This window comes from Thermomonas fusca, from assembly GCF_005862345.1.
GTDB lineage: Bacteria > Pseudomonadota > Gammaproteobacteria > Xanthomonadales > Xanthomonadaceae > Thermomonas > Thermomonas fusca.
On record NZ_SROY01000001.1, the window covers coordinates 733,344 to 752,812 of the forward strand.

Here is a 19,469-nt window from a genome sequence, read left to right on the forward strand (position 1 = left end):
CGCCCCCTCGATGGGGGACGACACGATGGCGAAAGCGGCGACCGGCAAACTGCAGCTGCACTGGAAGATGCTGATCGGCTTCATCGCCGGCCTGTCGCTGGGGCTGGTGGCGCACTACACCTCGGGTGCGGATGCGGGCTGGGTGCAGTGGCTGACCGCCAACATCACCCAGCCGGCCGGCACGCTGTTCCTGCGGCTGATCTTCATGCTGATCATCCCGCTGCTGTTCTCGGCGCTGATCATGGGCGTTGCCGAAATGGGCGACGTGCGCTCGCTGGGGCGGGTGGGCTGGAAGACGCTGGGCTACACCGTGATCGCCTCCGGCCTGGCGGTGGTGCTGGGCCTGGTGCTGGTCAACTGGCTGCAGCCGGGCGCCGGCATCGACCGCGCCGCGGCGGACGCGATGCTGGCGCAGGGCGCCGACCGCGCGCAGGCCATCGTCGGCGGCGTGGGCACGCAGGCGAAGGGCGTGGACCTGTTGCTGGGCATCGTCCCGGACAACGTGGTCAAGGCCGCGGCGGAAAACACCATCCTCGCGGTGATGTTCTTCGCGCTGATGCTGGGCATCGGCCTGGTGCTGACCCGCAGCAAGGCCACCGAGGTGCTGCTGCAGGGCATCCAGGGCCTGTTCGAAGTGTCGATGACGCTGATCGGGCTGGTCATCCGGCTGGCGCCGTACGCGGTGTTCTGCTTCATGTTCAACCTGGCCGCGCTGTTCGGCTGGGACCTGCTGCGCTCGCTCGGCGCCTATGTCGGCGTGGTGGTGTTGGCGCTGACGCTGCACATGGTGGTGGTGTATTCGCTGATGCTGAAGTTCCTCGGCGGCTGGTCGCCGATGAAGTTCTTCAAGGGATCGCAGGAAGCGATGGTGATGGCGTTCTCCACCGCTTCCAGCAACGCCACCCTGCCGGTGGCGCTGCAGGTGGCGGAAGAGAAGCTGCACCTGCCGCGCAAGGTGTCGCGCTTCGTGCTGACCGTGGGCGCCACCGCCAACCAGAACGGAACCGCCCTGTTCGAAGGCGTGACCGTGCTGTTCCTGGCGCAGTTCTTCGGCGTCGACCTCAGCCTGCAGCAGCAGGTGACGGTGATGTTCGTCTGCATCCTCGGCGGCATCGGCACCGCCGGCGTGCCGGCCGGCTCGCTGCCGGTGGTGGCGCTGATCTGCGGGATGGTGGGCGTGCCTCCGGAAGGCATCGGCCTGATCCTCGGTGTGGACCGCTTCCTCGACATGTGCCGCACCACCCTGAACGTCACCGGCGACCTGATGCTGGCGGCGGTGGTATCGAAGGGCGAAGCCGCGGAGAGCCCCGCCAACCCGATGGACTGAAGCGGTCGCGGGGGCGCGATTTCCGTTTCCGGGCGGCGGGATGGGACAATAGGCGTTCCCTCCGCCTCGCCCCACGCCATGACTGCGCCCAGCCGCCGCGACCTTGCCAACGCCATCCGTTTCCTCGCCATCGACGCGGTGCAGGCCGCCAACTCGGGCCATCCGGGCATGCCGATGGGCATGGCCGACATCGCCGAAGTGGTCTGGAACGACTACCTCAAGTGCAACCCGGCCAATCCCGGATGGGCCGACCGCGACCGCTTCGTGCTGTCCAACGGCCATGGCTCGATGCTGCAGTACGCGCTGCTGCACCTGACCGGTTATGACCTGCCGATCGACGAGCTGAAGCGCTTCCGCCAGCTCGGCAGCCGCACCCCCGGACACCCGGAAAACCACGTCACCCCGGGCATCGAGACCACCACCGGCCCGCTGGGGCAGGGGCTGGCCAACGCGGTGGGTTTCGCGCTGGCGGAAAAGCTGCTGGCGCAGCGCTTCAACCGCGACGGCCACGCCATCGTCGACCACCGCACTTGGGTGTTCCTGGGCGACGGCTGCCTGATGGAAGGCATCAGCCACGAGGCCGCCTCGCTGGCCGGCACCTGGGGCCTGGGCAAGCTGGTCGCGTTCTGGGACGACAACCACATCAGCATCGACGGCAATACCGACGGCTGGTTCACCGACGACACGCCGAAGCGGTTCGAGGCCTATGGCTGGAACGTGATCCGCGGCGTCGACGGACATGACGCGGTGGAGATCAAGACCGCGATCGAGACCGCGCTGAAGTCGTCGGACAAGCCGACCCTGATCTGCTGCCGCACCACGATTGGTTTTGGCTCGCCCGCGAAGGCCGGCAAGGAGTCCAGCCACGGCGCACCGCTGGGCAAGGACGAGGTGCAGGCCACCCGCGACGCGCTGGGCTGGCCGCACGCGCCGTTCGAGATTCCGCAGGACATCTACGCCGGCTGGCGCGGGCGCGACCGCGCTGGCGCCGAGGCCGAGTGGAACACCCGTTTCGCCGCCTACAAGGCCGCGCATCCGGAAGCCGCCGCCGAGTTCGAGCGCCGCCTGTCCGGCGTGCTGCCGGCCGGTTTCGAGGCCGCGGCCGATGCCTTCATTGCACGGCTGCAGCAGGACGGCCCGGTGATCGCCAGCCGCAAGGCCTCGCAGAACGCCATCGAAGCGTTTGCGCCGCTGCTGCCGGAACTGGTGGGCGGCTCGGCCGACCTCGCCCATTCCAACCTGACCCTGTGGAAGGGCAGCAAGTCGGTGGCCGGCAATGATCCGGACGCCAACTACGTCTACTACGGCGTGCGCGAGTTCGGCATGACCGCCATCGGCAATGGCCTGGCCCTGCACGGCGGCTTCATTCCCTACGACGCCACCTTCCTGGTGTTCAGCGACTACGCCCGCAACGCGGTGCGCATGAGCGCGCTGATGGACGTGCGCGCGATCCACGTCTACACCCACGACTCCATCGGCCTCGGCGAGGACGGCCCCACCCACCAGCCGGTGGAGCACATGGCCTCGCTGCGCCAGATCCCCAACAACGACGTCTGGCGTCCCTGCGACGCGGTCGAGTCGGCGGTGGCGTGGAAGGCGGCGATCGCCCGCGCCAATGGCCCGTCCTGCCTGGTGTTCAGTCGCCAGAACCTGGCCCACCAGGCGCGCACCGATGCGCAGCTGGCCGACATCGCGCGCGGCGGTTACGTGCTGAAGGACAGCGTGGGCGCGCCGGAGCTCATCCTGATCGCCACCGGCAGCGAGGTCGGGCTGGCCATGCAGGCGGCGGAGAGGCTGGGCGACAAGGTGCGCGTGGTGTCGATGCCGTCGACCGACGTGTTCGACCGCCAGGACGCGGCCTATCGCGAAGCGGTGCTGCCGAAGGCCTGCCGCAAGCGGGTGGCGGTGGAGGCCGGCGTGACCGGCTTCTGGCGCCAGTACGTGGGCCTGGACGGCGCGGTGGTGGGCATCGACAGCTTCGGCGCCAGTGCCCCGGCCGATGCGCTGTTCCCGCACTTCGGGATTACCGTCGAGCGTTTGATCGAAGTCAGCAACGCGCTCTGAAACCGGGCGTAGCCTTGCCCTTGCGATGATCCTGCGTTCCCGCCACTTCCGGCACTGGATGGCCCGCCTTGCACTGGCGGCCATCCTGCTGGTGTCGCTGATGCCGACCGTCAGCCGCTGGCTGGAAAGCAACGCGCAGCGGTTGCCGGACGTGGTGCTGGCGATGTGCACCAGCGACGGCATGGCGTGGGCGAAGCCGAGCCTGCTGGCCGATAGCGGCACCACGCCGGCACCGATGCCGGCCGGCGGCATGCCCGACGCCTACTGCGGCTACTGCCCGCTGCTGTCCGCGCTGGCGCCGGTGTTGCTGGCGCTGGCGCTGTTCCTGCCGCCGCTGCGGCGTCGCCTGCTGCCGGCGTCGCTGTTGCCCACCCCGCATGCGCCACCGCTGCTGCGCGGCCTGGGCGCACGAGGGCCGCCGATCCTGCTCTGAACCACAAGCGTTCCACCGGCGGATTCCGCCATCCCCACTTGTGCTTTGGAGCCAACATGAATCCCCTTCGTTCCGCGACGGCCGCGCCGTCGCACCGCGTGCTTGCCTGCGCGCTTGCGCTCGCCCTGTTCCCCGTCTCCGTCCTCGCCGCCGACGGCGAGGAAGCGGCAAAAACCCTCGACCGCGTGGTGGTCATCGGCATGCAGACCCAGCCGCTGACCTTCGAGACCGACCCGAAGTTGCCGCGCCAGCCGGTGCCGGCCAGCGATGGCGCCGACTACCTCAAGACCATCCCCGGCTTCACCGCGCTGCGCAACGGCGGCACCAACGGCGACCCGGTGCTGCGCGGCATGTTCGGTTCGCGCCTGAACCTGCTGACCAACGCCGGCAGCATGCATGGCGCCTGTCCGTCGCGGATGGACAATGCGATGTCCTACGTCGCCCCCGAAACCTTCGATTCCCTGGTGGTGGTGAAAGGCCCGCAGACCGTGCGGTGGGGGCCGGTGGGCTCGGCCGGCACGGTCCGCTTCGAGCGCGACACGCCGCGCTTCGAGCAGCGCGAGCTGCGCGCGACCGGCAGCCTGCTCGGCGGCAGCTTCGGCCGCAACGACCAGGTGCTGGAGCTGCTGGCCGGCGCCCCGCGCGGCTACGTGCGGCTGGATGCCAACCGTTCGGAAGCGCGCGACTACGACGATGGTGACGGCGCGCGCGTGCCGTCGGCCTGGCACAAGTGGAATGCCGACCTGGCGCTGGGCTGGACGCCCGATGCCGACACCCTGCTGGAGCTCTCCGTCGGCGCCGGTGACGCGTGGGCGCGCTATGCCGGCCGCGGCATGGACGGCTCGCAGTTCCGCCGCGACAGCCTCGGCCTGCGCTTCGAAAAGACCTTCGCCGGCACCCTGCGCAAGGTGGAGGCCAACGCCTACCGCAACGCCGCCGACCACGTGATGGACAACTACAGCCTGCGCACGCCCAACCCGATGGGCAGCATGCCGATGCCGATGGGCTCCAACGTCGAGCGCACCACCGCCGGCGGCCGGGTCGCGCTGGAATGGGGCTGGCAGGCGTTCTCGCTGGTCGCGGGCCTTGATGCCCAGCGCAGCGAACATCGCCGCCGCAACGCCAAGGGGCGCGATGCCTGGCGCGCGCAGCCGTGGAGCAGCGATGCCGACTTCCGCCAGCGGGGGCTGTTCGCGGAAGGCACATGGTCGCTGGCCGACGCGCGGCGGGTGGTGGCGGGTGCGCGCGTGGATCGCGCCGAAGCGACCGACCGCCGTGCCACCGTCGGCACCCCGGCCATGGCCAATCCCAGCTTCGGCCAGACCCGCAGCGAAACCCTGCCGGCCGGCTTCTTCCGCTACGAGCAGGATATCGTCGGCAGCGGTCTGGGCTGGTTCGCGGGCGTGGGCCACACCCAACGCATGCCCGATTACTGGGAACTGTTCTCGCCCAACCGCGGGCCGATGGGCAGCGTCAATGCCTTCGTCGGCGTGCAGCCGGAAAAGATCACCCAGCTCGATGCCGGCCTGCAGTGGCGCGGCGCGCGCGGCAACGCGTGGGTGTCCGGCTACGTCGGCCGGGTCGAGGACTTCATCCTGTTCCGCTACATGAGCGGCGGCATGATGGGCAGCGCCTCGATGGCGACCAATGTCGATGCGCGCATCCACGGTGCCGAAGCCGGCGGCGAGTTCCGCCCGGCCAAGGACTGGACGCTGGGTGCCAGCGTGGCATGGGCCTGGGGCGCGAACGCCGATGCCGGCACCGCGCTGCCGCAGATGACGCCGCTGGAGGGGCGTTTCACCGCGGCCTGGGACAACGGCCGCTGGAACGCCGGCGTGCTCCTGCGCGCGGTCTCGGCGCAGACCCGCGTGGCGGCAAACCAGGGCAATGTCACCGGCCGCGACCTCGGCCCCAGCAAGGGCTTCGCCACGCTCGCGTTCAATGGCGGCTATCGTGTCAGCGAGCGGGTGCAGCTGTCCGCCGGCGTCGACAACCTGTTCGACCGCCGTTACAGCGAGCATCTGAACCTGGCCGGCAACGCCGACTTCGGCTACCCGGCGATGCCGGTGCGGATCAACGAGCCGGGGCGCAACCTCTGGCTGAAACTCAACTTCTCGCTGTGACGCACGGATGATGCCGTTCGTGGTGGACTTGTCCCGCCGCGGGCGGCATCGGATCAAACCGACATCGAGGTGCAGGCAATGAAGCAATGGATGGGATGGGTCGTGGCGCTGTGCCTGCTGGCGGGCGGCGCGATGGCCGGCAAGGCCGATGTGCGCGTGCTGGAGGCGTGGACGCGCGCGGTGCCGGCGGTGGCGCCGGTGGCGGGCGGGTTCCTGACCGTGGTCAACAAGGGCGACGCGGACGATCGCCTGCTGCGGGTGGAAAGCGATATCGCCCAGCGGGTGGAACTCCACCAGATGCGCAACGACGGCGGGGTGATGCGGATGCGCGCGCTGCCCGAAGGCGTGGTCGTGCCCGCGCACGGCAAACTCGTGCTCAAGCCCGGCGGCTACCACCTGATGCTGATCAAGCCGCGGCGTGCGCTGGTGGCGGGTGGCCATTTCGAGGCCACGCTGGTATTCCAGCGCGCCGGGCGGGTGCCGGTCAGGTTCGAAGTGCGGGCGATGGGCGCGGGCGGGAACTGACCGCGGAAGGCGTCCCATTCGGACGCCTTTCCGGCCGCAGGCCCCGTCCGTTCGCGGGTGCGGGCGGTGCCGGCAGACTGGGTGCGCGTGTTTTCGCACCCGCTTGACACGAGCATTTACATCTGTAATCTGCAATAAAGATTACGGATGTAAACGATGCAGATCAGCGAGGCCGAATCGGTGGTGATGGACGTGCTCTGGGCGCGCAGCCCGTTGGGCGCGGACGAGGTGGCGCAGGCGCTGGCCGGCCGGCAGGACTGGCAGGACGCCACCATCAAGACCCTACTCAACCGCCTGCTCAACAAGGGTGCGATTCGGGCCGAGAAAGACGGTCGCCGCTACCTGTACTCGCCGATGGTCAAGCGCGAAGACTGGGTGTTGGCGGAAAGCCGCGGCCTGCTGGAGCGGCTGTTCGATGGCCGGGTGGCGCCGCTGGTGGCGCACTTTTCCGCGCATCGGAAACTGAGCGAGAAAGACGTGGCCGAGCTGCGCAAGCTGCTGGAGGAGATCGACGATGGCAAGCAATGAACTGCTGCAGGGATTGATCGAGGCGACCCTGGCCGGCAGTGCCGCCGCGTTGCTGGTGTTGGCGCTGCGCCGGCCGATGCGTGCCGCGTTCGGGGCGCAGGTCGCCTACGCACTGTGGCTGCTGCCGGCGCTGGCGATGCTGGCAACGCTGCTTCCGGCGGCGACGATCGCGGTTGAACGACTGCCGGCGACGCCGGCGCTGGTGCTGTCGGCGGACATCGCGGTGACAGCTGCTGCCGTGCAGCCCGGCCTCGACATCGCCGCGCTGCTGCTGGTGCTGTGGCTGTGCGGCGCATTGTTGGCGGCCGGCTGGCTGTGGCGTGCGCAGGCCGCCTTCCGCCGCGGGCTGGGTCAGCTGTTGCCGCATGGCGATGCGCTGCGCGCGCAGGCCGCGAGCGCGGGCCTGCCGGCCACGCTGGGCCTGTGGCGTCCGCGGATCGTGCTGCCGTCCGATTTCGAGGAACGTTTCGATCCGGCGCAGCGCGCGCTGGTGCTGGCACACGAGCGCCGCCACGTCGCCCGCCTTGATCCCTGGGCCAATGCCGCCACCGCGCTGCTGCGCTGCCTGTGCTGGTTCAACCCGCTGTTCCACCTGGCCGCCGCGCGCATGCGCCACGACCAGGAACTGGCCTGTGACGCCGACGTGCTCGCGGCCCATCCGCAGCAGCGCCGCCGCTACGGCGACGCCCTGCTCAACGTCCAGCTTGCGCTGCAGACCGCACCGCTGGGCTGTCACTTCGGCTTCGGCCACCCGCTCAAGGAGAGGATCATGCTGCTGAATCGTGAACGGCCCGCGCTGCGGATGCGGCGGGCGGGAATGGCGCTGCTGGGGCTGGCCGCGGGTGCCACCGCATGGAGCGTGTGGGCCGCGCAGCCGCCGCGGACGCAGGTGCTGCCGGCAACGGGGGATTTCACCGCCGAGATCGAATACAGCGCCGATGCGGGCGCGCCTGCACGGTCGGTGCTGAGCAAGCGGTTCGGTGAATCGTTCACCCTGCCCGGCGGTGCGGGTGGCAACGACATGGCGATCACCGCCCGCGTGCAGCCGGTTCGCATGCAGGGCAAGTTGGCTTACGACATCGCGATGCGGGTCGAACAAGACGGCAAGCAGATCGCCTCGCCGCGAATGGTGGTGCGCGATGGCCAGCCGGCCAGCCTGCGCCAGGGCGAGGACGTGGCCGGGCGCTTTCGCGGCATTGACCTGCGCATGCAAGTCGCCGCGCGCGATCCGCAGGCCGCGCTGAAAGGTGCGCGCACGTTGCCGCCGCCTCCGCCGCCCGCCGCGCCGACGGCGCCGCCCGTGCCCCCGGCACCGCCGCGAATGGCCGCGCCGCCGCCACCCGCCGCCCCGGCGCCGCCCCCGCCCAGGCCGGTGATCGCAGCGCTGCAATCCGGCAGCGTGGACCAGGCGTCGCGGGCGCTGCACCCGCCGCGCTATCCGGCGGAGGCGCTGAAGGAAGGCAGCACCGGAGTCACCGTGCTGGTAGTGGACATCGACGCCCACGGCGGCGTCACCGGCACCCGCGTCGAGCGCTCCTCCGGCGATGCGCGGCTGGATCTGGCGGCGCAGGAAGCGGCGGCAAAGTGGCGGTTCACCCCGGCGATGAAGAAAGGCCGGGCGGTGGCGGGCAAGGTGCGGGTGCCGGTGGAGTTCGCGCTGGACAAACCGACGCAGCAGGCGGGATGAGCATGTCTGCCGGTGCGCGGATCGCGGTGTTCGCAAGTGCCGTGGCGCTGTTTTGCGGGGTTGTCGGCTGCGCCTCGCGGCCGCCCGCGTCGCAGCCGCGCGAAGGTTACGCCGCCGACGGCGCGGTCAGCGCCGAGATCGCCGATAGCGCCGACGCGGACGCGCGCTATCAGCCGATGCCGGGCAGCAGCTACCTCGATCCTTTGCCGCTGCGCGATAACGCCAAACCAGAATATCCGCCCGCATTGCTCGCCCAAAAACTGCCGCCGGCGACGGTGGTGGTGCGGCTGATCGTGGATGGTGCCGGCAAGGTGGCCGATGCGCGCATCATCGGAAACGCCGGCGCCGAGCCGGAGTTCGCGGAGGCGGTGCTGGCGGCGGTGCGCGGCTGGACGTTCCATCCGCTGAAGCGGGTGACCGGCAGGATGGTGGAGCCGCTGCCGTTCACCCAGCACTACCGCTTCGTGTTCCGCCAGCTCAACGGCCGCGCGGTGGTCGAGCTGGGCGGCTGAGAAACCGCGCGATCAGTGCGAAGGCGCCTGCGCGCCCAGCGCCTGATTCAGCAGTTGCGCCAGCCGCTTGCCGGCCAGCTGCACCCGCGCTTCCGCCAGCGGGCGGAACTTGTCCAGGTAGACGTGATCCATCTTGTGCTGGTCATCGCCCGGATACACGCCGTGCGCGTCGATCAGCCGGCAGGAGCCCGCGGCCCATTCCAGCAGCACGCCGGCATCGGGGCGCGGGGCGAAGGGCGTGGCCGCGCTGGTGTCCAGCGCATCCGCATAGTCGCCCAGCACCAGCCCGCGGCTGGCGAGGATGTAGTAGTCCCACACCGAATGCAGGTTGGTGGCCATCACCCCGTCGACGTAGCTCTTGCGCGCATACGCCTCGGGCTGCAGCGGCGTGCGCAGGCTGACCTGGAAGCGGTTGCCGCCGCTGTCGGTGCGGTTGCCGGCGTGCATCGGCTGGTGTTCGTCGCCGACCAGGTGGACCACGAACTTCAGCGCGTCGCGGCGGGCTTCGAGCGGCTGCTTGCGGTCGGCGAGGATCGTCAGCTGCCGGTCCAGCGCGCCGGTCACGCAGTCGCCGTCCGGGCAGTCGCGGGCCAAGTCGAAATCGCAGCCGCCACCCTTGGCGTTGACGTAGTGCCAGCGCGAGGTGGCCTTGAAGCGTTCGGGATCGGTATTGCGCAGGTCGTCGGCCCAGGACGCCACCCCGGCCAGGGTGGGCGTGGGTTCGCCGGCCAGCAGAATGGCGACTTCCGCCCGCGCCTTCGAGTCGAGGTGGCGCTGCGCCAGTTCACCAACCAAGGCATGGCCCAGCGGGGCCCAGGCGAGGGCGGCGGAGGTGGCGCCCAGGCAAAGCAGGGCGGCGATCAGGGGCCGGAAACAGGTGCGGATGCTCATGCCGCGAAGGATACCGCGGCATGGTTGCGCGGGCATGACGTCATGCCGCGGCGCAGTGGGCCGGCGTTGACCGTGGTCAACCGCGATGGCCGGGTGCCGCGGGCGGATTGGGTAGAATGGCGGTCTGCCCAATCCCTGTCAGGAGTCTGCTTTCATGGCCATCAAGGTCGGCATCAACGGTTTCGGTCGCATCGGACGCTGCGTGTTTCGCGCGGCGGTGCAGAACTTCGGCGACGACATCGAGATCGTCGGCATCAATGACCTGCTGGAGCCGGACTACCTGGCCTACATGCTCCGCTACGACTCCGTGCACGGCCGCTTCGACGGCGACGTGCAGGTCGAGAACGGCCAGCTGGTGGTGAACGGCAGGACCATCCGCCTGACCGCCGAGCGCGATCCGGCCAACCTGAAGTGGGATGCAGTTGGCGCCGACGTGGTGATCGAGTCCACCGGTCTGTTCCTGACCGACGAAACCGCGCGCAAGCACGTTGCCGCCGGCGCCAAGAAGGTGCTGATGTCGGCGCCATCGAAGGACGCCACGCCGATGTTCGTGTACGGCGTCAACCACGCCAAGTACGCCGACGAACAGATCATCTCGAATGCCTCGTGCACCACCAACTGCCTGGCGCCGGTGGCCAAGGTGCTGAACGACAAGTGGGGCATCAAGCGCGGCCTGATGACCACCGTGCACGCCGCCACCGCTACCCAGAAGACCGTCGATGGCCCGTCCAACAAGGACTGGCGCGGCGGCCGCGGCATCCTCGAGAACATCATCCCGTCGTCCACCGGCGCGGCCAAGGCGGTTGGCGTGGTGATCCCGGAGCTCAACAAGAAGCTCACCGGCATGTCGTTCCGGGTGCCGACCTCCGACGTGTCGGTGGTCGACCTGACCGTGGAGCTGGAGAAGCCGGCGACCTATGCGGAGATTTGCGCGGAGATGAAGGCGCAGTCGGAAGGCCCGCTGAAGGGCATCCTCGGCTACACCGAGGACAAGGTGGTCGCCACCGACTTCCGCGGCGACGCCCGCACCAGCATCTTCGACGCCGAGGCCGGCATCGCCATGGACGACACCTTCGTCAAGCTGGTGAGCTGGTACGACAACGAATGGGGCTACTCGAACAAGTGCCTCGAGATGGTCAAGGTGATGGCCGGCAAGTAAGCCGCCACCGCCTGCGCCGGAGAGCCCCGCCTCGCGCGGGGCTTTTCCTTTTTACTCGCCGGTTGCGGAGCGGATCAGCAGCTTGAGCTTGTCCGGGATGCCGTCCCACTTGTTGGCTTCCGGCAGCGCCGGCTTCTTCACCGCCAGCACCGGCCACTGCGTCGCCAGTTCGGCGTTGATGGCGAGGAAGGGTTCCTGTCCCGCCGGCACGTCGTCCTCGGCGTAGATGGCGCCGACCGGGCATTCGTCCACGCACAGGGTGCAGTCGATGCAGCTTTCCGGGTCGATGACGAGGAAGTTCGGGCCTTCGTGGAAACAGTCGACCGGGCACACTTCGACGCAGTCGGTGTGCTTGCAGTTGATGCAGTTTTCGGTGACGACGTGGGTCATGAGCGCGACGCGGGTCTTCCATTGTGACGCGCGCATCGAAGCGCGGGCCATGACCCTGGTCAAGACGCGGCGGGCAGACGGCACGATAATCGACAATCCCACCCACGAAATATTCCCGCCATGCCGCATTCGGCCGCCGCGCCCGCCCCGGATCAGGCGATCCCCGGTTTCGAGCAGATCGAGGCGCTGGTGGATCGCTTCTACGACCGCATCCGGATCCATCCCGAGCTGGGCCCGGTATTCAACGCCGCGGTCCACGACTGGCCCGAGCACAAACGCCTGCTGACCTCGTTCTGGACTTCGGTGATCCTGCGCGCCGGCACCTATCGCGGCAACCCGATGGCGGCCCACCACGGTCACCCCATCACCACCGCCCACTTCGTGCAATGGCTGGCGCTGTGGCGCGACACCGCGGACGAGCTGCTGGCGCCGGCGCAAGCCGAACTGGTGCACGAATACGCCAATCGCATCGGTCGCAGCCTGCGCTACGGGCTGGGCCTGCCGGAACCCGGCCACGAGCCCGTTGCGCTGGGGCCGCGCGCACCGCTGTTGCGCGGCGGCTGAACGTGGCGAGCGCCTGCCGGCGCTGCATGGCGCGCGCCCGGTCAAGCCTCTGACGCGGCCGCCGCAGCGGCTGTGGTAGAAAGCGGTCGATGAGCGACTCCCCACCGCCAGCGGCCTGGAGCCTGCGCAAGCGTCTGACCAAGGGCCTGGTGCTGACCGCCCTGCTGCCGATGGTGCTGTTCGCGACCAGCCTGTTGCTGGGTGAATGGCAGCGCAGCCGCCACGAGTTGCTGTTGCGGCTGGACGCCAACGCCACGCTCAGCGCCAGCGTGATCGACGATTTCCTCGAAGGCCAGCTGGCCGGCGTGCGCCTGCTGGCCGACCAGATGGGCGACGACCCGGCCCTGCAGGGCGAGGAGTTGGCGCGCCTGCTGCACATTTATCCATCGATGCTGCGCATCCAGCAGGTCAACGCACGCGGCGACGTGGTCGCGGTGCGCGACGCTCGCGATCGCGAGGTGCCGCTGCTGCCGGGCGTGGCCGCGGACGAGGAATGGTTCGTGGCCGCGCGCAGCCAGTATCGCGCCTTCGTGTCCGGCGTCACCCGGCGCCCTGCCTATGGCAACGAAGCGGTGGTCGGCGTGTCCGCCCCGCTGCTGCACGACGGTCGTTTCGCCGGCGCGCTGCAGGCGGACGTGCCGGTGCAGGCGTTCGTCCGCTTGAACGCCGAAAGCCTGGCGCGGCGCAAGCTGGAACTGCTGCTGCTCGATCGCGGCAACAACGTGGTCCACGCCGGCAAGGCGCTGCGCTGGAAGGCGCTGGATGCGGCGGGTGCGCGCGGGCAGGAAATCAGGCGCATCGCCACGCAGGCGGGCCGCGCGACCCGGGTGGTGTCGATGGGCGGCCTGCTGCGCGAAGGCGGCGTCGCCTATGTCGAAGCGGTGGTCATGCGCAACGGCTGGACCCTGGCGCTGGTGACGCCGCACAGCCAGCTGCTGGCACCGCTGCTGCCGCGCCTGCTGCTGCTGGCCGCGCTGTCGGCGGTCAGCCTGATGGGCGTGGCGTGGGCGCTGTGGCTGCAGCGTCGCCTGCTGGAGAAAAGCATCGGCTACCTGCTGGGCAGCCTGCACGGGTATGCGTTGGGCGGCAGGATGGTGCCGGCGCGGACCGATGCGATCCCGGTGGAGCTGCGTCCGCTGGCCGATGGCATCGGCGAGCTGGGCACGCGCATGAATGCCGCCTTCGATGAGGTGCAGGCGGTGCTGGAAGCGCGCGAACACGAGATAGCCGAGCGCACCGCCTCGCTGCGCGAAGCGGTATCCGAACTGGACCGGCTCAGCCGCACCGACGCGATGACCGGCTGCCTGAACTACCGCGGCTTCGCCGAGGCCGGTGAGCGGCTGTTCCGCGAGGCACGTGCCAGCGGCACGCCGCTGTCCGTGCTTGCCCTCGATATCGACCATTTCAAGCGCTACAACGACCTGTACGGCCACGCCGAGGGCGACGGCGCGCTGCGCCGCTTCGCCGGCGCCGTGCGCAGCGCGCTGCTGCATGCCGATGACGTGCTGGCGCGGCCGGGCGGCGAGGAGTTCACCGTGTTCCTGCCGGCCACAGATCACGCGCAGGCGCTGCAGGTGGGCGGGCGCGTCTGCCAGCGGGTGCGCGATGCTGACATCGCGCACATGGGTTCGCCCAAGGGGCGGCTGACGGCCAGCATCGGGGTGGCGACCCTGCAGCCGGGCGACACCGATCCGGAGGACATGCTGCGCCGCGCCGATGCCGCGCTGTACCGGGTCAAGGCGGCGGGCCGCGACGGCGCGGGCGCCTGAGCAAACGGGTAGCGGGGTGATGTGAGGGGCCGACGCTGCCGGTATCCTGCCGGCGGGGCCAGCGGCATTGGCAATGGAATCGGGGACAGGGATGGAAGGTCTGATCGGGTTGCTGGTGCTCGCGATCCTCGCGGTGCCGGTGTTGTTGGTCGTTGCGCTGGTGTCCATCTCCGGGCTGAAGCAGCGGATGGCGGAGCTGGAAACGGAAGTGGCGCAGCTGCGCCGGCGGACTGGGGAGGCTCCGCGGCAGACAGCATCAGTCGAGCCCACGCCGGGCGACTGGATGCAGCAATCCGCGCCGCCGCCGAAAGCGCCATTTGCGCCGCAGGCGCCAGGCGCCGCCGCGCCTGCGGCTTCGGTGTCCGCTACGCCGGCGACGCCACCGGCAGCTGCGTCGACAACGGCGCGCCCGCCCGAAGCCGTGGCGTCGCCGCCATCGCCATCGCCATCGCCGCGCCCGGCGCCGTCGCCGCGCCCGGCTCCGCCCGCGCCGACGCGCCCGGACTTCGTCACCGTCGGCATCCGCGCGGTGAAACGCTGGTTCAGCGTCGGCAACGTACCGGTGAAGATCGGCATGCTGGTGCTGCTGGCGGGCGTGGCGGCATTGCTGAAGTACGCCGCCGACCAGGGCTGGATGGTGATGCCGCCGGAGCTGAAGTTGGCCGGCGTGGCCGCGGCCGCGCTGGCTGCGCTGGTGTTCGCCTGGCGCAAGCGCGAGAGCAACCGCGTGTTTGCGCTCAGCCTGCAGGGCGGCGCCATCGGCGTGCTGCTGCTGGTGGTGTTCGCGGCGTTCAAGGGCTTCGGGTTGCTGCCGGCAGGCGCGGCGTTCGCGCTCAGCGTGGTGCTGGTGGCGGGTGCGGGGGCGCTGGCGGTGCTGCAGGACGCGAAAGCGCTGGCGGTGTTCGCGCTGCTGGCCGGGTTCCTTGCGCCGATCTGGCTGTCCACCGGCAGCGGCAACCACGTCGCGCTGTTCTCCTACTACGCGATCATCAACGCGGCGATCGTCGGGATCGCCTGGTATCGCGCCTGGCGGGTGCTCAACCTGCTGGGCTTCGCGTTCACCTTCGGCATCGGCACCGTCTGGGGCGTGCTGGACTACGCGCCGCACAAATACGCCAGCACCCAGCCGTTCCTGCTGCTGTTCTTCCTGTTCTATCTGGCGATCCCGCTGCTGTTCGTGCGGCGGCGCCCGCCCGGCCGCCGCGACCTGATCGATGGCTGCCTGCTGTTCGGCGTGCCGCTGGTGGCGTTCTCGCTGCAGGCCGGGTTGATGGCGGGCCGGCCGATGGCGCTGGCGTTCTGCGCGCTGGGACTGGGCGCGCTGTACGCGGCGCTGGCGTGGTGGCTGCGGCAGCGGCGTGGCTTCGAGCTGCTGCTGCCGGTCTACGCGATGCTGGCGGTGGGGTTTGCCACCCTGGCGGTGCCGCTTGCGCTGTCGGCGCAGGCCACCGCCAGCGTGTTCGCGCTGGAGGGCGCCGCGCTGGTGTGGCTGGGGCTGCGCCAGCGGCGCCGGCTGCCGCAGTTCGCCGGTGCCGGCCTGCAGCTGGCGGCTGCCGTCGCCTTCGCCGTCGCCCAGAGCAAGGGCGTGGACAGCAGCGTGATGGTGCTCAACGGCAGCTTCATGAGTGCGCTGCTGATCGCGCTGGCCGGGTTCGCCAGTGCCCGCGCCTATCGCGCCGCGGGCAACGACACGCCGGCGCTGGCGTACTACGCGTGGGGCCTGGCCTGGTGGGTGCTCAATGGCATCCACGAAATCGACGTGTACCTGCTGAATCGCAGCGCGCCCGACGCGCTGCTGGCGTTCGCCGCCCTGACCGGCTGGCTGGCGGCGGAAGTGCATCGCCGCCGTCCCGCCGGTGCGCTGGCCGGTACCGCGCTGGCCGCGCTGGTTGCGGCGGCACCGCTGGCGCTGTGGCAAAGCGCGGCGCATTCGCAGCCGTTCGCCGGTCACGGCCTGTGGGCATGGCTGGCGTTCGCGCTGCTAGGCGTGCGCAGCCTGCTGTGCCTGCGCGACAGCGGCCATCGCGCCGCGGCGGTCGCGCAGTTCGCCTGGTGGCTGGTGTGGGCGCTGGTGGCCAGCCTGCTGCTGGATTGGCTGGGCGGCCAGGTCGCCATGCCGGGCGAAGGCTGGCGGCAGGCGCTGGTGGTGCTGCCGTGGCTGGCGCTGGCAACGCTGGCGCTGTATCGCTGGCGCTGGTTGTCGATGCCGCTGGGCGAACGCTTCGACGGCTGGCGCCAGCGCCTGCTGACGGTGGTGTTCGCGGTGCTGGGCCTGTGGTGGGTTGCCGCGCTGTTCCGGGCCGGCGGCGCCGCGCCGTTGCCGTGGTTGCCGCTGCTCAATCCGCTGGAACTGGCGCAGCTGGCCGCGCTGATGCTGGCGCTGCGCTGGCAGCTGGGCGATGCGCGCCGGCTGCCGCCGCCGCTGGGCATCCTGTTCGCGCTGCTGGGGTTTGCCTGGCTGACCGCGCTGGTGCTGCGCGCCGTGCATCACTGGGGCGGCGAGCCGTGGTCGGACGCGCTGCTCTCCACCAGCCTGGCGCAGACCAGCCTGACCGTGGTCTGGAGCGTGCTGGGCATGCTCGGCTGGGTGGCGGGGTCGAAGCGCGGCCTGCGCACGCTGTGGCTGGCGGGCGCGGTGCTGATGGGCGTGGTGCTGGTGAAGCTGGTGCTGGTGGACCGCCAGCATCTGGGCAACCTGCTCGGGATTGGTTCGTTCATCGCCTATGGCCTGCTGTGCACCGCCGTGGGCTACTTTGCGCCAGCGCCGCCGAAGCACGGCGAGCTTGAAACCGTGGAGCAGTCGGCATGAAAAAGTTTGCGTGGTTGCTGGTCCTGCCGCTGGTGGCGGTGGCTGCCGTCGCCGACGACTACGCCGCGCGCTGGCCGCTGGCGCTGGAGCGTCCCGACGGCGGTGCCTACCGGGTGGTGCTGGCGCCGGATGTGTATCGGCAGCTGCAGTCGTCCGATCTGCGCGACCTGGTGGTGACCAACGCCGCGGGACAGCCGGTGGCCACCGCGGTATTCCCGCCCGATGCGCCGCTGGCGCAGGCCGGCGACAGCGTCGCGCTGGCGTGGTTCCCGCTGCCTGGCGATGCTGGCGCGACGGCACTCGATATCGCCGCGATCAGCGAGGTCGCCAGCGACGGCAGCCTGCGCCGGGTCGAACTGCGCGGCGCCAATCCCGATGCGGCCGGCGACAGCGGCTTCGTCATCGACGCCAGCCGCCTGCGCGAGCCGGTGGTGGCGCTGCGCTTCAGCTGGTCGGACTCGCAGGCGTTCGACCGCGGCTACCGCGTCAGCGCCTCCGACGACCTGCGGCAGTGGCGCGAGATCGAACCGGATGGCCGGTTGGTGCAGCTGCGCAACGGCGACCGCCGGGTGATCGAAGACCGCATCGCGCTGCCGGGCGTGCGTGCGAAGTACCTGCGCCTGCAGCCGAACACGCGCCAGCCGGCGTCGCTGGCGCTGACCAGCGTGCGCGCCGAGCTGGCCGGCCAGGTCGCCGCATCGGCGCTGCAATGGGAACAGCTGCAGGGACGCCGGGTCGAAGACCGCGACGGCGTGCATTTCGAATATGCGCTGGCGGGACGTTTTCCGGTCGAGGCCGCCGACGTGGTGGCGGCCGGCAACAGCACCCGCGGCTGGCTGTTGCAGAGCCGCGATGGCGACGATGCTGCGTGGCAGACGGCGGCCGCGCCTTGGGTCGCGTACCGATTGGACAGCAGCGAGGGCTCCACCCGCTCGCCGCCGCAGCCGTTGGATCGGCTGGTGCGCGACCGCCAGTGGCGGCTGCAGGCACGCAGCGACGGCGCGCAGGATGCGCCGGTGCTGCGGCTGGGCTACCGTCCGGAAGTGGTGCTGTTCCTCGCCGAGGGCCAGCCGCCGTTCGCGCTGCTGGCCGGCAGCGCGCGCGCCGCGCGCCCGGCCACGCCGCTGCCGCAGTTGATCGATACCCTGCGCGCGGCGCGCGGCAGGGATTGGCAACCGGCGGTGGCGACCCTGGGTCAACGCGAGGAGCTGGCCGGTGCTGCCGCGTTGCGGCCTGGCACGCCCATCGACTGGAAGCGCTGGCTGCTGTGGGCGCTGCTGCTGGGCGGGGCGCTGCTGGTGGCGGGGTTTGCCGCCAGCCTGCTGCGCAAGCGCCCGCCGGGCGGGTGATGCACCGCGCTGACACCGTGACATGGCTGATTGTTTGCCGCGCCCGCGCGGGGGCTGGACAATAGGCGCAACTCGTCACGGGAACACCGCACCATGTCCATCGTCCGCATGACCGACCTCGACCTTGACGGCAAGCGCGTGCTGATCCGGCAGGATCTCAACGTGCCGATCGACGACGCCGGTCACATCACCTCCGAACAACGCATCCTGGCGTCCCTGCCCACCCTCCGGCTGGCGCTGCAGAAGGGGGCCGCGGTGATGGTGACCTCGCACCTGGGCCGGCCGAAGGAAGGCGCGTGGAGCGCCGCCGATTCGCTGGCGCCGGTGGCCACGAGGCTGTCCGAACTGCTGGGCGTCGAAGTGCCGCTGGTGAAGGACTGGGTGGATGGCGTGAAGGTGGCGCCCGGCCAGCTGTTGCTGCTGGAAAACTGCCGCATGAACGTCGGCGAGAAGGCCGACGACGAGGCGCTGTCGAAGCAGTACGCCGCGCTCTGCGACGTGTTCGTGATGGATGCGTTCGGCACCGCCCATCGTGCGCAGGCCTCCACCCACGGCGCGATCCGTTTCGCCCCGGTGGCCTGCGGCGGCCCGCTGCTGATGGCCGAGCTCGACGCGCTGGACAAGGCGCTGGCCAATCCGGCCCGGCCGCTGCTGGCCATCGTCGCCGGCAGCAAGGTGTCCACCAAACTCGAACTGCTGGGCAGCCTGGTCGGCAAGGTCGACCAGCTGATCGTAGGTGGCGGCATCGCCAACACCTTCATCGCCGCGCTCGGTCACGGCGTCGGCAAGTCGTTGGTGGAAATGGATCTGCTCGACACCGCCAAGAAGATCATGGCCGACGCGCATGCACGCGGTGCAGACATCCCGCTGCCGGTGGACGTGGTGGTGGCACCGGCCTTCGCCGCCGACGCGCCGGCCACGGTCAAGCCGGTGGACGCGGTGGGTGCGGACGACATGATCCTGGACATCGGCCCGGCCACCGCGGCCCGCTATGCCGAGATCATCGCCAAGGCCGGCACCGTGGTCTGGAACGGCCCGGTCGGCGTGTTTGAATTCGACGCCTTCGCCGCCGGCACCGAGGCGGTGGCACGCGCGATCGCATCGTCGAAGGCGTTCTCCATCGCCGGCGGTGGCGACACCCTGGCGGCGGTGGACAAGTTCGGCATCGCCGATCAGGTGTCCTACATCTCCACCGGCGGCGGCGCCTTCCTCGAGTTCCTCGAAGGCAAGACCCTGCCGGCGGTGGCGGCGCTGGAGGCGCGCGCAGGCTGAAGTCGTTTGCAGCGGCCGGCCTCGTTCGCGTGACGAATTGCCGTGATAGCGTGGGGTCAACGCCAGA

Annotated in this window: 16 protein-coding genes; 14 read left to right on the forward strand and 2 right to left on the reverse strand. The window is 70.3% G+C overall.

The window, feature by feature from the left end:
- The first annotated feature begins 10 nt into the window (after positions 1–10).
- The 8 genes from E5S66_RS03380 to E5S66_RS03415 all read left to right on the forward strand — a co-directional run bounded on the left by E5S66_RS03380 (position 11) and on the right by E5S66_RS03415 (position 9,199).
- Positions 11–1,327: a dicarboxylate/amino acid:cation symporter gene (locus E5S66_RS03380; RefSeq protein WP_246037115.1), complete on the forward strand. Its 1,317-nt coding sequence runs from the start codon at positions 11–13 to the stop codon at positions 1,325–1,327.
- Between the two features lie 78 nt (positions 1,328–1,405).
- Positions 1,406–3,391 (forward strand): transketolase, encoded by a 1,986-nt coding sequence (tkt, locus tag E5S66_RS03385; protein WP_138347480.1) that lies wholly within the window; start codon positions 1,406–1,408, stop codon positions 3,389–3,391.
- A 25-nt stretch (positions 3,392–3,416) separates the two neighbouring features.
- Entirely contained in the window at positions 3,417–3,824 is a 408-nt protein-coding gene (locus E5S66_RS03390) for a DUF2946 family protein (protein ID WP_138347482.1), read from the forward strand.
- 56 nt (positions 3,825–3,880) lie between these two features.
- Positions 3,881–5,947: a TonB-dependent copper receptor gene (locus tag E5S66_RS03395; protein ID WP_138347484.1), complete on the forward strand. Its 2,067-nt coding sequence runs from the start codon at positions 3,881–3,883 to the stop codon at positions 5,945–5,947.
- Positions 5,948–6,025: 78 nt separating this feature from the next.
- Complete coding sequence (locus E5S66_RS03400) at positions 6,026–6,472, forward strand: copper chaperone PCu(A)C (RefSeq protein ID WP_138347486.1); 447 nt, start codon at positions 6,026–6,028, stop codon at positions 6,470–6,472.
- 156 nt (positions 6,473–6,628) lie between these two features.
- The gene (locus tag E5S66_RS03405) at positions 6,629–7,000 is read left to right on the forward strand and encodes a BlaI/MecI/CopY family transcriptional regulator (protein ID WP_138347488.1); all 372 of its coding nucleotides are present in this window, start codon (positions 6,629–6,631) and stop codon (positions 6,998–7,000) included.
- Complete coding sequence (locus tag E5S66_RS13620; protein ID WP_138347490.1) at positions 6,987–8,687, forward strand: TonB family protein; 1,701 nt, start codon at positions 6,987–6,989, stop codon at positions 8,685–8,687. Before E5S66_RS03405 ends, E5S66_RS13620 begins: the two co-directional genes overlap by 14 nt.
- Positions 8,684–9,199, forward strand: coding sequence for a TonB family protein (locus tag E5S66_RS03415; RefSeq protein WP_138347492.1), 516 nt, complete (start codon positions 8,684–8,686; stop codon positions 9,197–9,199). The genes E5S66_RS13620 and E5S66_RS03415 overlap by 4 nt, the downstream gene beginning before the upstream one ends.
- 12 nt (positions 9,200–9,211) lie before the next feature.
- Here the strand turns inward: E5S66_RS03415 and E5S66_RS03420 are convergent, their stop codons facing one another.
- On the reverse strand, positions 9,212–10,090 hold the full coding sequence (locus tag E5S66_RS03420) for a S1/P1 nuclease (RefSeq protein WP_138347494.1): 879 nt from the start codon (positions 10,088–10,090) through the stop codon (positions 9,212–9,214).
- Between the two features lie 154 nt (positions 10,091–10,244).
- Here E5S66_RS03420 and gap point away from each other — a divergent pair, with 154 nt between their 5' ends.
- Positions 10,245–11,249 (forward strand): type I glyceraldehyde-3-phosphate dehydrogenase, encoded by a 1,005-nt coding sequence (gene gap, locus E5S66_RS03425; RefSeq protein ID WP_138347496.1) that lies wholly within the window; start codon positions 10,245–10,247, stop codon positions 11,247–11,249.
- Positions 11,250–11,300: 51 nt separating this feature from the next.
- Here the strand turns inward: gap and fdxA are convergent, their stop codons facing one another.
- Entirely contained in the window at positions 11,301–11,639 is a 339-nt protein-coding gene (gene fdxA / locus E5S66_RS03430) for a ferredoxin FdxA (RefSeq protein WP_138347835.1), read from the reverse strand.
- Positions 11,640–11,759: 120 nt separating this feature from the next.
- On the opposite strand from fdxA, the gene E5S66_RS03435 reads away from it, so the two are divergent.
- The 5 genes from E5S66_RS03435 to E5S66_RS03455 all read left to right on the forward strand — a co-directional run bounded on the left by E5S66_RS03435 (position 11,760) and on the right by E5S66_RS03455 (position 19,402).
- Positions 11,760–12,203 carry a group III truncated hemoglobin gene (locus E5S66_RS03435; RefSeq protein WP_138347498.1) on the forward strand — a complete coding sequence of 148 codons (444 nt, stop codon included), beginning with the start codon at positions 11,760–11,762 and terminating at the stop codon, positions 12,201–12,203.
- An 89-nt stretch (positions 12,204–12,292) separates the two neighbouring features.
- Positions 12,293–13,972, forward strand: coding sequence for a sensor domain-containing diguanylate cyclase (locus tag E5S66_RS03440; protein ID WP_138347500.1), 1,680 nt, complete (start codon positions 12,293–12,295; stop codon positions 13,970–13,972).
- A 91-nt stretch (positions 13,973–14,063) separates the two neighbouring features.
- Complete coding sequence (locus E5S66_RS03445; RefSeq protein ID WP_138347502.1) at positions 14,064–16,781, forward strand: DUF2339 domain-containing protein; 2,718 nt, start codon at positions 14,064–14,066, stop codon at positions 16,779–16,781.
- Positions 16,778–18,130: a DUF3999 domain-containing protein gene (locus tag E5S66_RS03450; RefSeq protein ID WP_138347504.1), complete on the forward strand. Its 1,353-nt coding sequence runs from the start codon at positions 16,778–16,780 to the stop codon at positions 18,128–18,130. The genes E5S66_RS03445 and E5S66_RS03450 overlap by 4 nt, the downstream gene beginning before the upstream one ends.
- Before the next feature lie 93 nt (positions 18,131–18,223).
- The gene (locus tag E5S66_RS03455; protein WP_138347506.1) at positions 18,224–19,402 is read left to right on the forward strand and encodes a phosphoglycerate kinase; all 1,179 of its coding nucleotides are present in this window, start codon (positions 18,224–18,226) and stop codon (positions 19,400–19,402) included.
- The last annotated feature ends 67 nt before the right edge of the window (positions 19,403–19,469 follow it).

Bases quoted from the DNA above. Each gene is read 5' to 3' on its own strand.
- E5S66_RS03380 (WP_246037115.1), top strand. From the start codon at position 11: ATGGGGGACGACACGATGGCGAAAGCGGCGACCGGCAAACTGCAGCTG.
- tkt (WP_138347480.1), top strand. From the start codon at position 1,406: ATGACTGCGCCCAGCCGCCGCGACCTTGCCAACGCCATCCGTTTCCTC.
- E5S66_RS03390 (WP_138347482.1), top strand. From the start codon at position 3,417: ATGATCCTGCGTTCCCGCCACTTCCGGCACTGGATGGCCCGCCTTGCA.
- E5S66_RS03395 (WP_138347484.1), top strand. From the start codon at position 3,881: ATGAATCCCCTTCGTTCCGCGACGGCCGCGCCGTCGCACCGCGTGCTT.
- E5S66_RS03400 (WP_138347486.1), top strand. From the start codon at position 6,026: ATGAAGCAATGGATGGGATGGGTCGTGGCGCTGTGCCTGCTGGCGGGC.
- E5S66_RS03405 (WP_138347488.1), top strand. From the start codon at position 6,629: ATGCAGATCAGCGAGGCCGAATCGGTGGTGATGGACGTGCTCTGGGCG.
- E5S66_RS13620 (WP_138347490.1), top strand. From the start codon at position 6,987: ATGGCAAGCAATGAACTGCTGCAGGGATTGATCGAGGCGACCCTGGCC.
- E5S66_RS03415 (WP_138347492.1), top strand. From the start codon at position 8,684: ATGAGCATGTCTGCCGGTGCGCGGATCGCGGTGTTCGCAAGTGCCGTG.
- E5S66_RS03420 (WP_138347494.1), bottom strand. From the start codon at position 10,090: ATGAGCATCCGCACCTGTTTCCGGCCCCTGATCGCCGCCCTGCTTTGC.
- gap (WP_138347496.1), top strand. From the start codon at position 10,245: ATGGCCATCAAGGTCGGCATCAACGGTTTCGGTCGCATCGGACGCTGC.
- fdxA (WP_138347835.1), bottom strand. From the start codon at position 11,639: ATGACCCACGTCGTCACCGAAAACTGCATCAACTGCAAGCACACCGAC.
- E5S66_RS03435 (WP_138347498.1), top strand. From the start codon at position 11,760: ATGCCGCATTCGGCCGCCGCGCCCGCCCCGGATCAGGCGATCCCCGGT.
- E5S66_RS03440 (WP_138347500.1), top strand. From the start codon at position 12,293: ATGAGCGACTCCCCACCGCCAGCGGCCTGGAGCCTGCGCAAGCGTCTG.
- E5S66_RS03445 (WP_138347502.1), top strand. From the start codon at position 14,064: ATGGAAGGTCTGATCGGGTTGCTGGTGCTCGCGATCCTCGCGGTGCCG.
- E5S66_RS03450 (WP_138347504.1), top strand. From the start codon at position 16,778: ATGAAAAAGTTTGCGTGGTTGCTGGTCCTGCCGCTGGTGGCGGTGGCT.
- E5S66_RS03455 (WP_138347506.1), top strand. From the start codon at position 18,224: ATGTCCATCGTCCGCATGACCGACCTCGACCTTGACGGCAAGCGCGTG.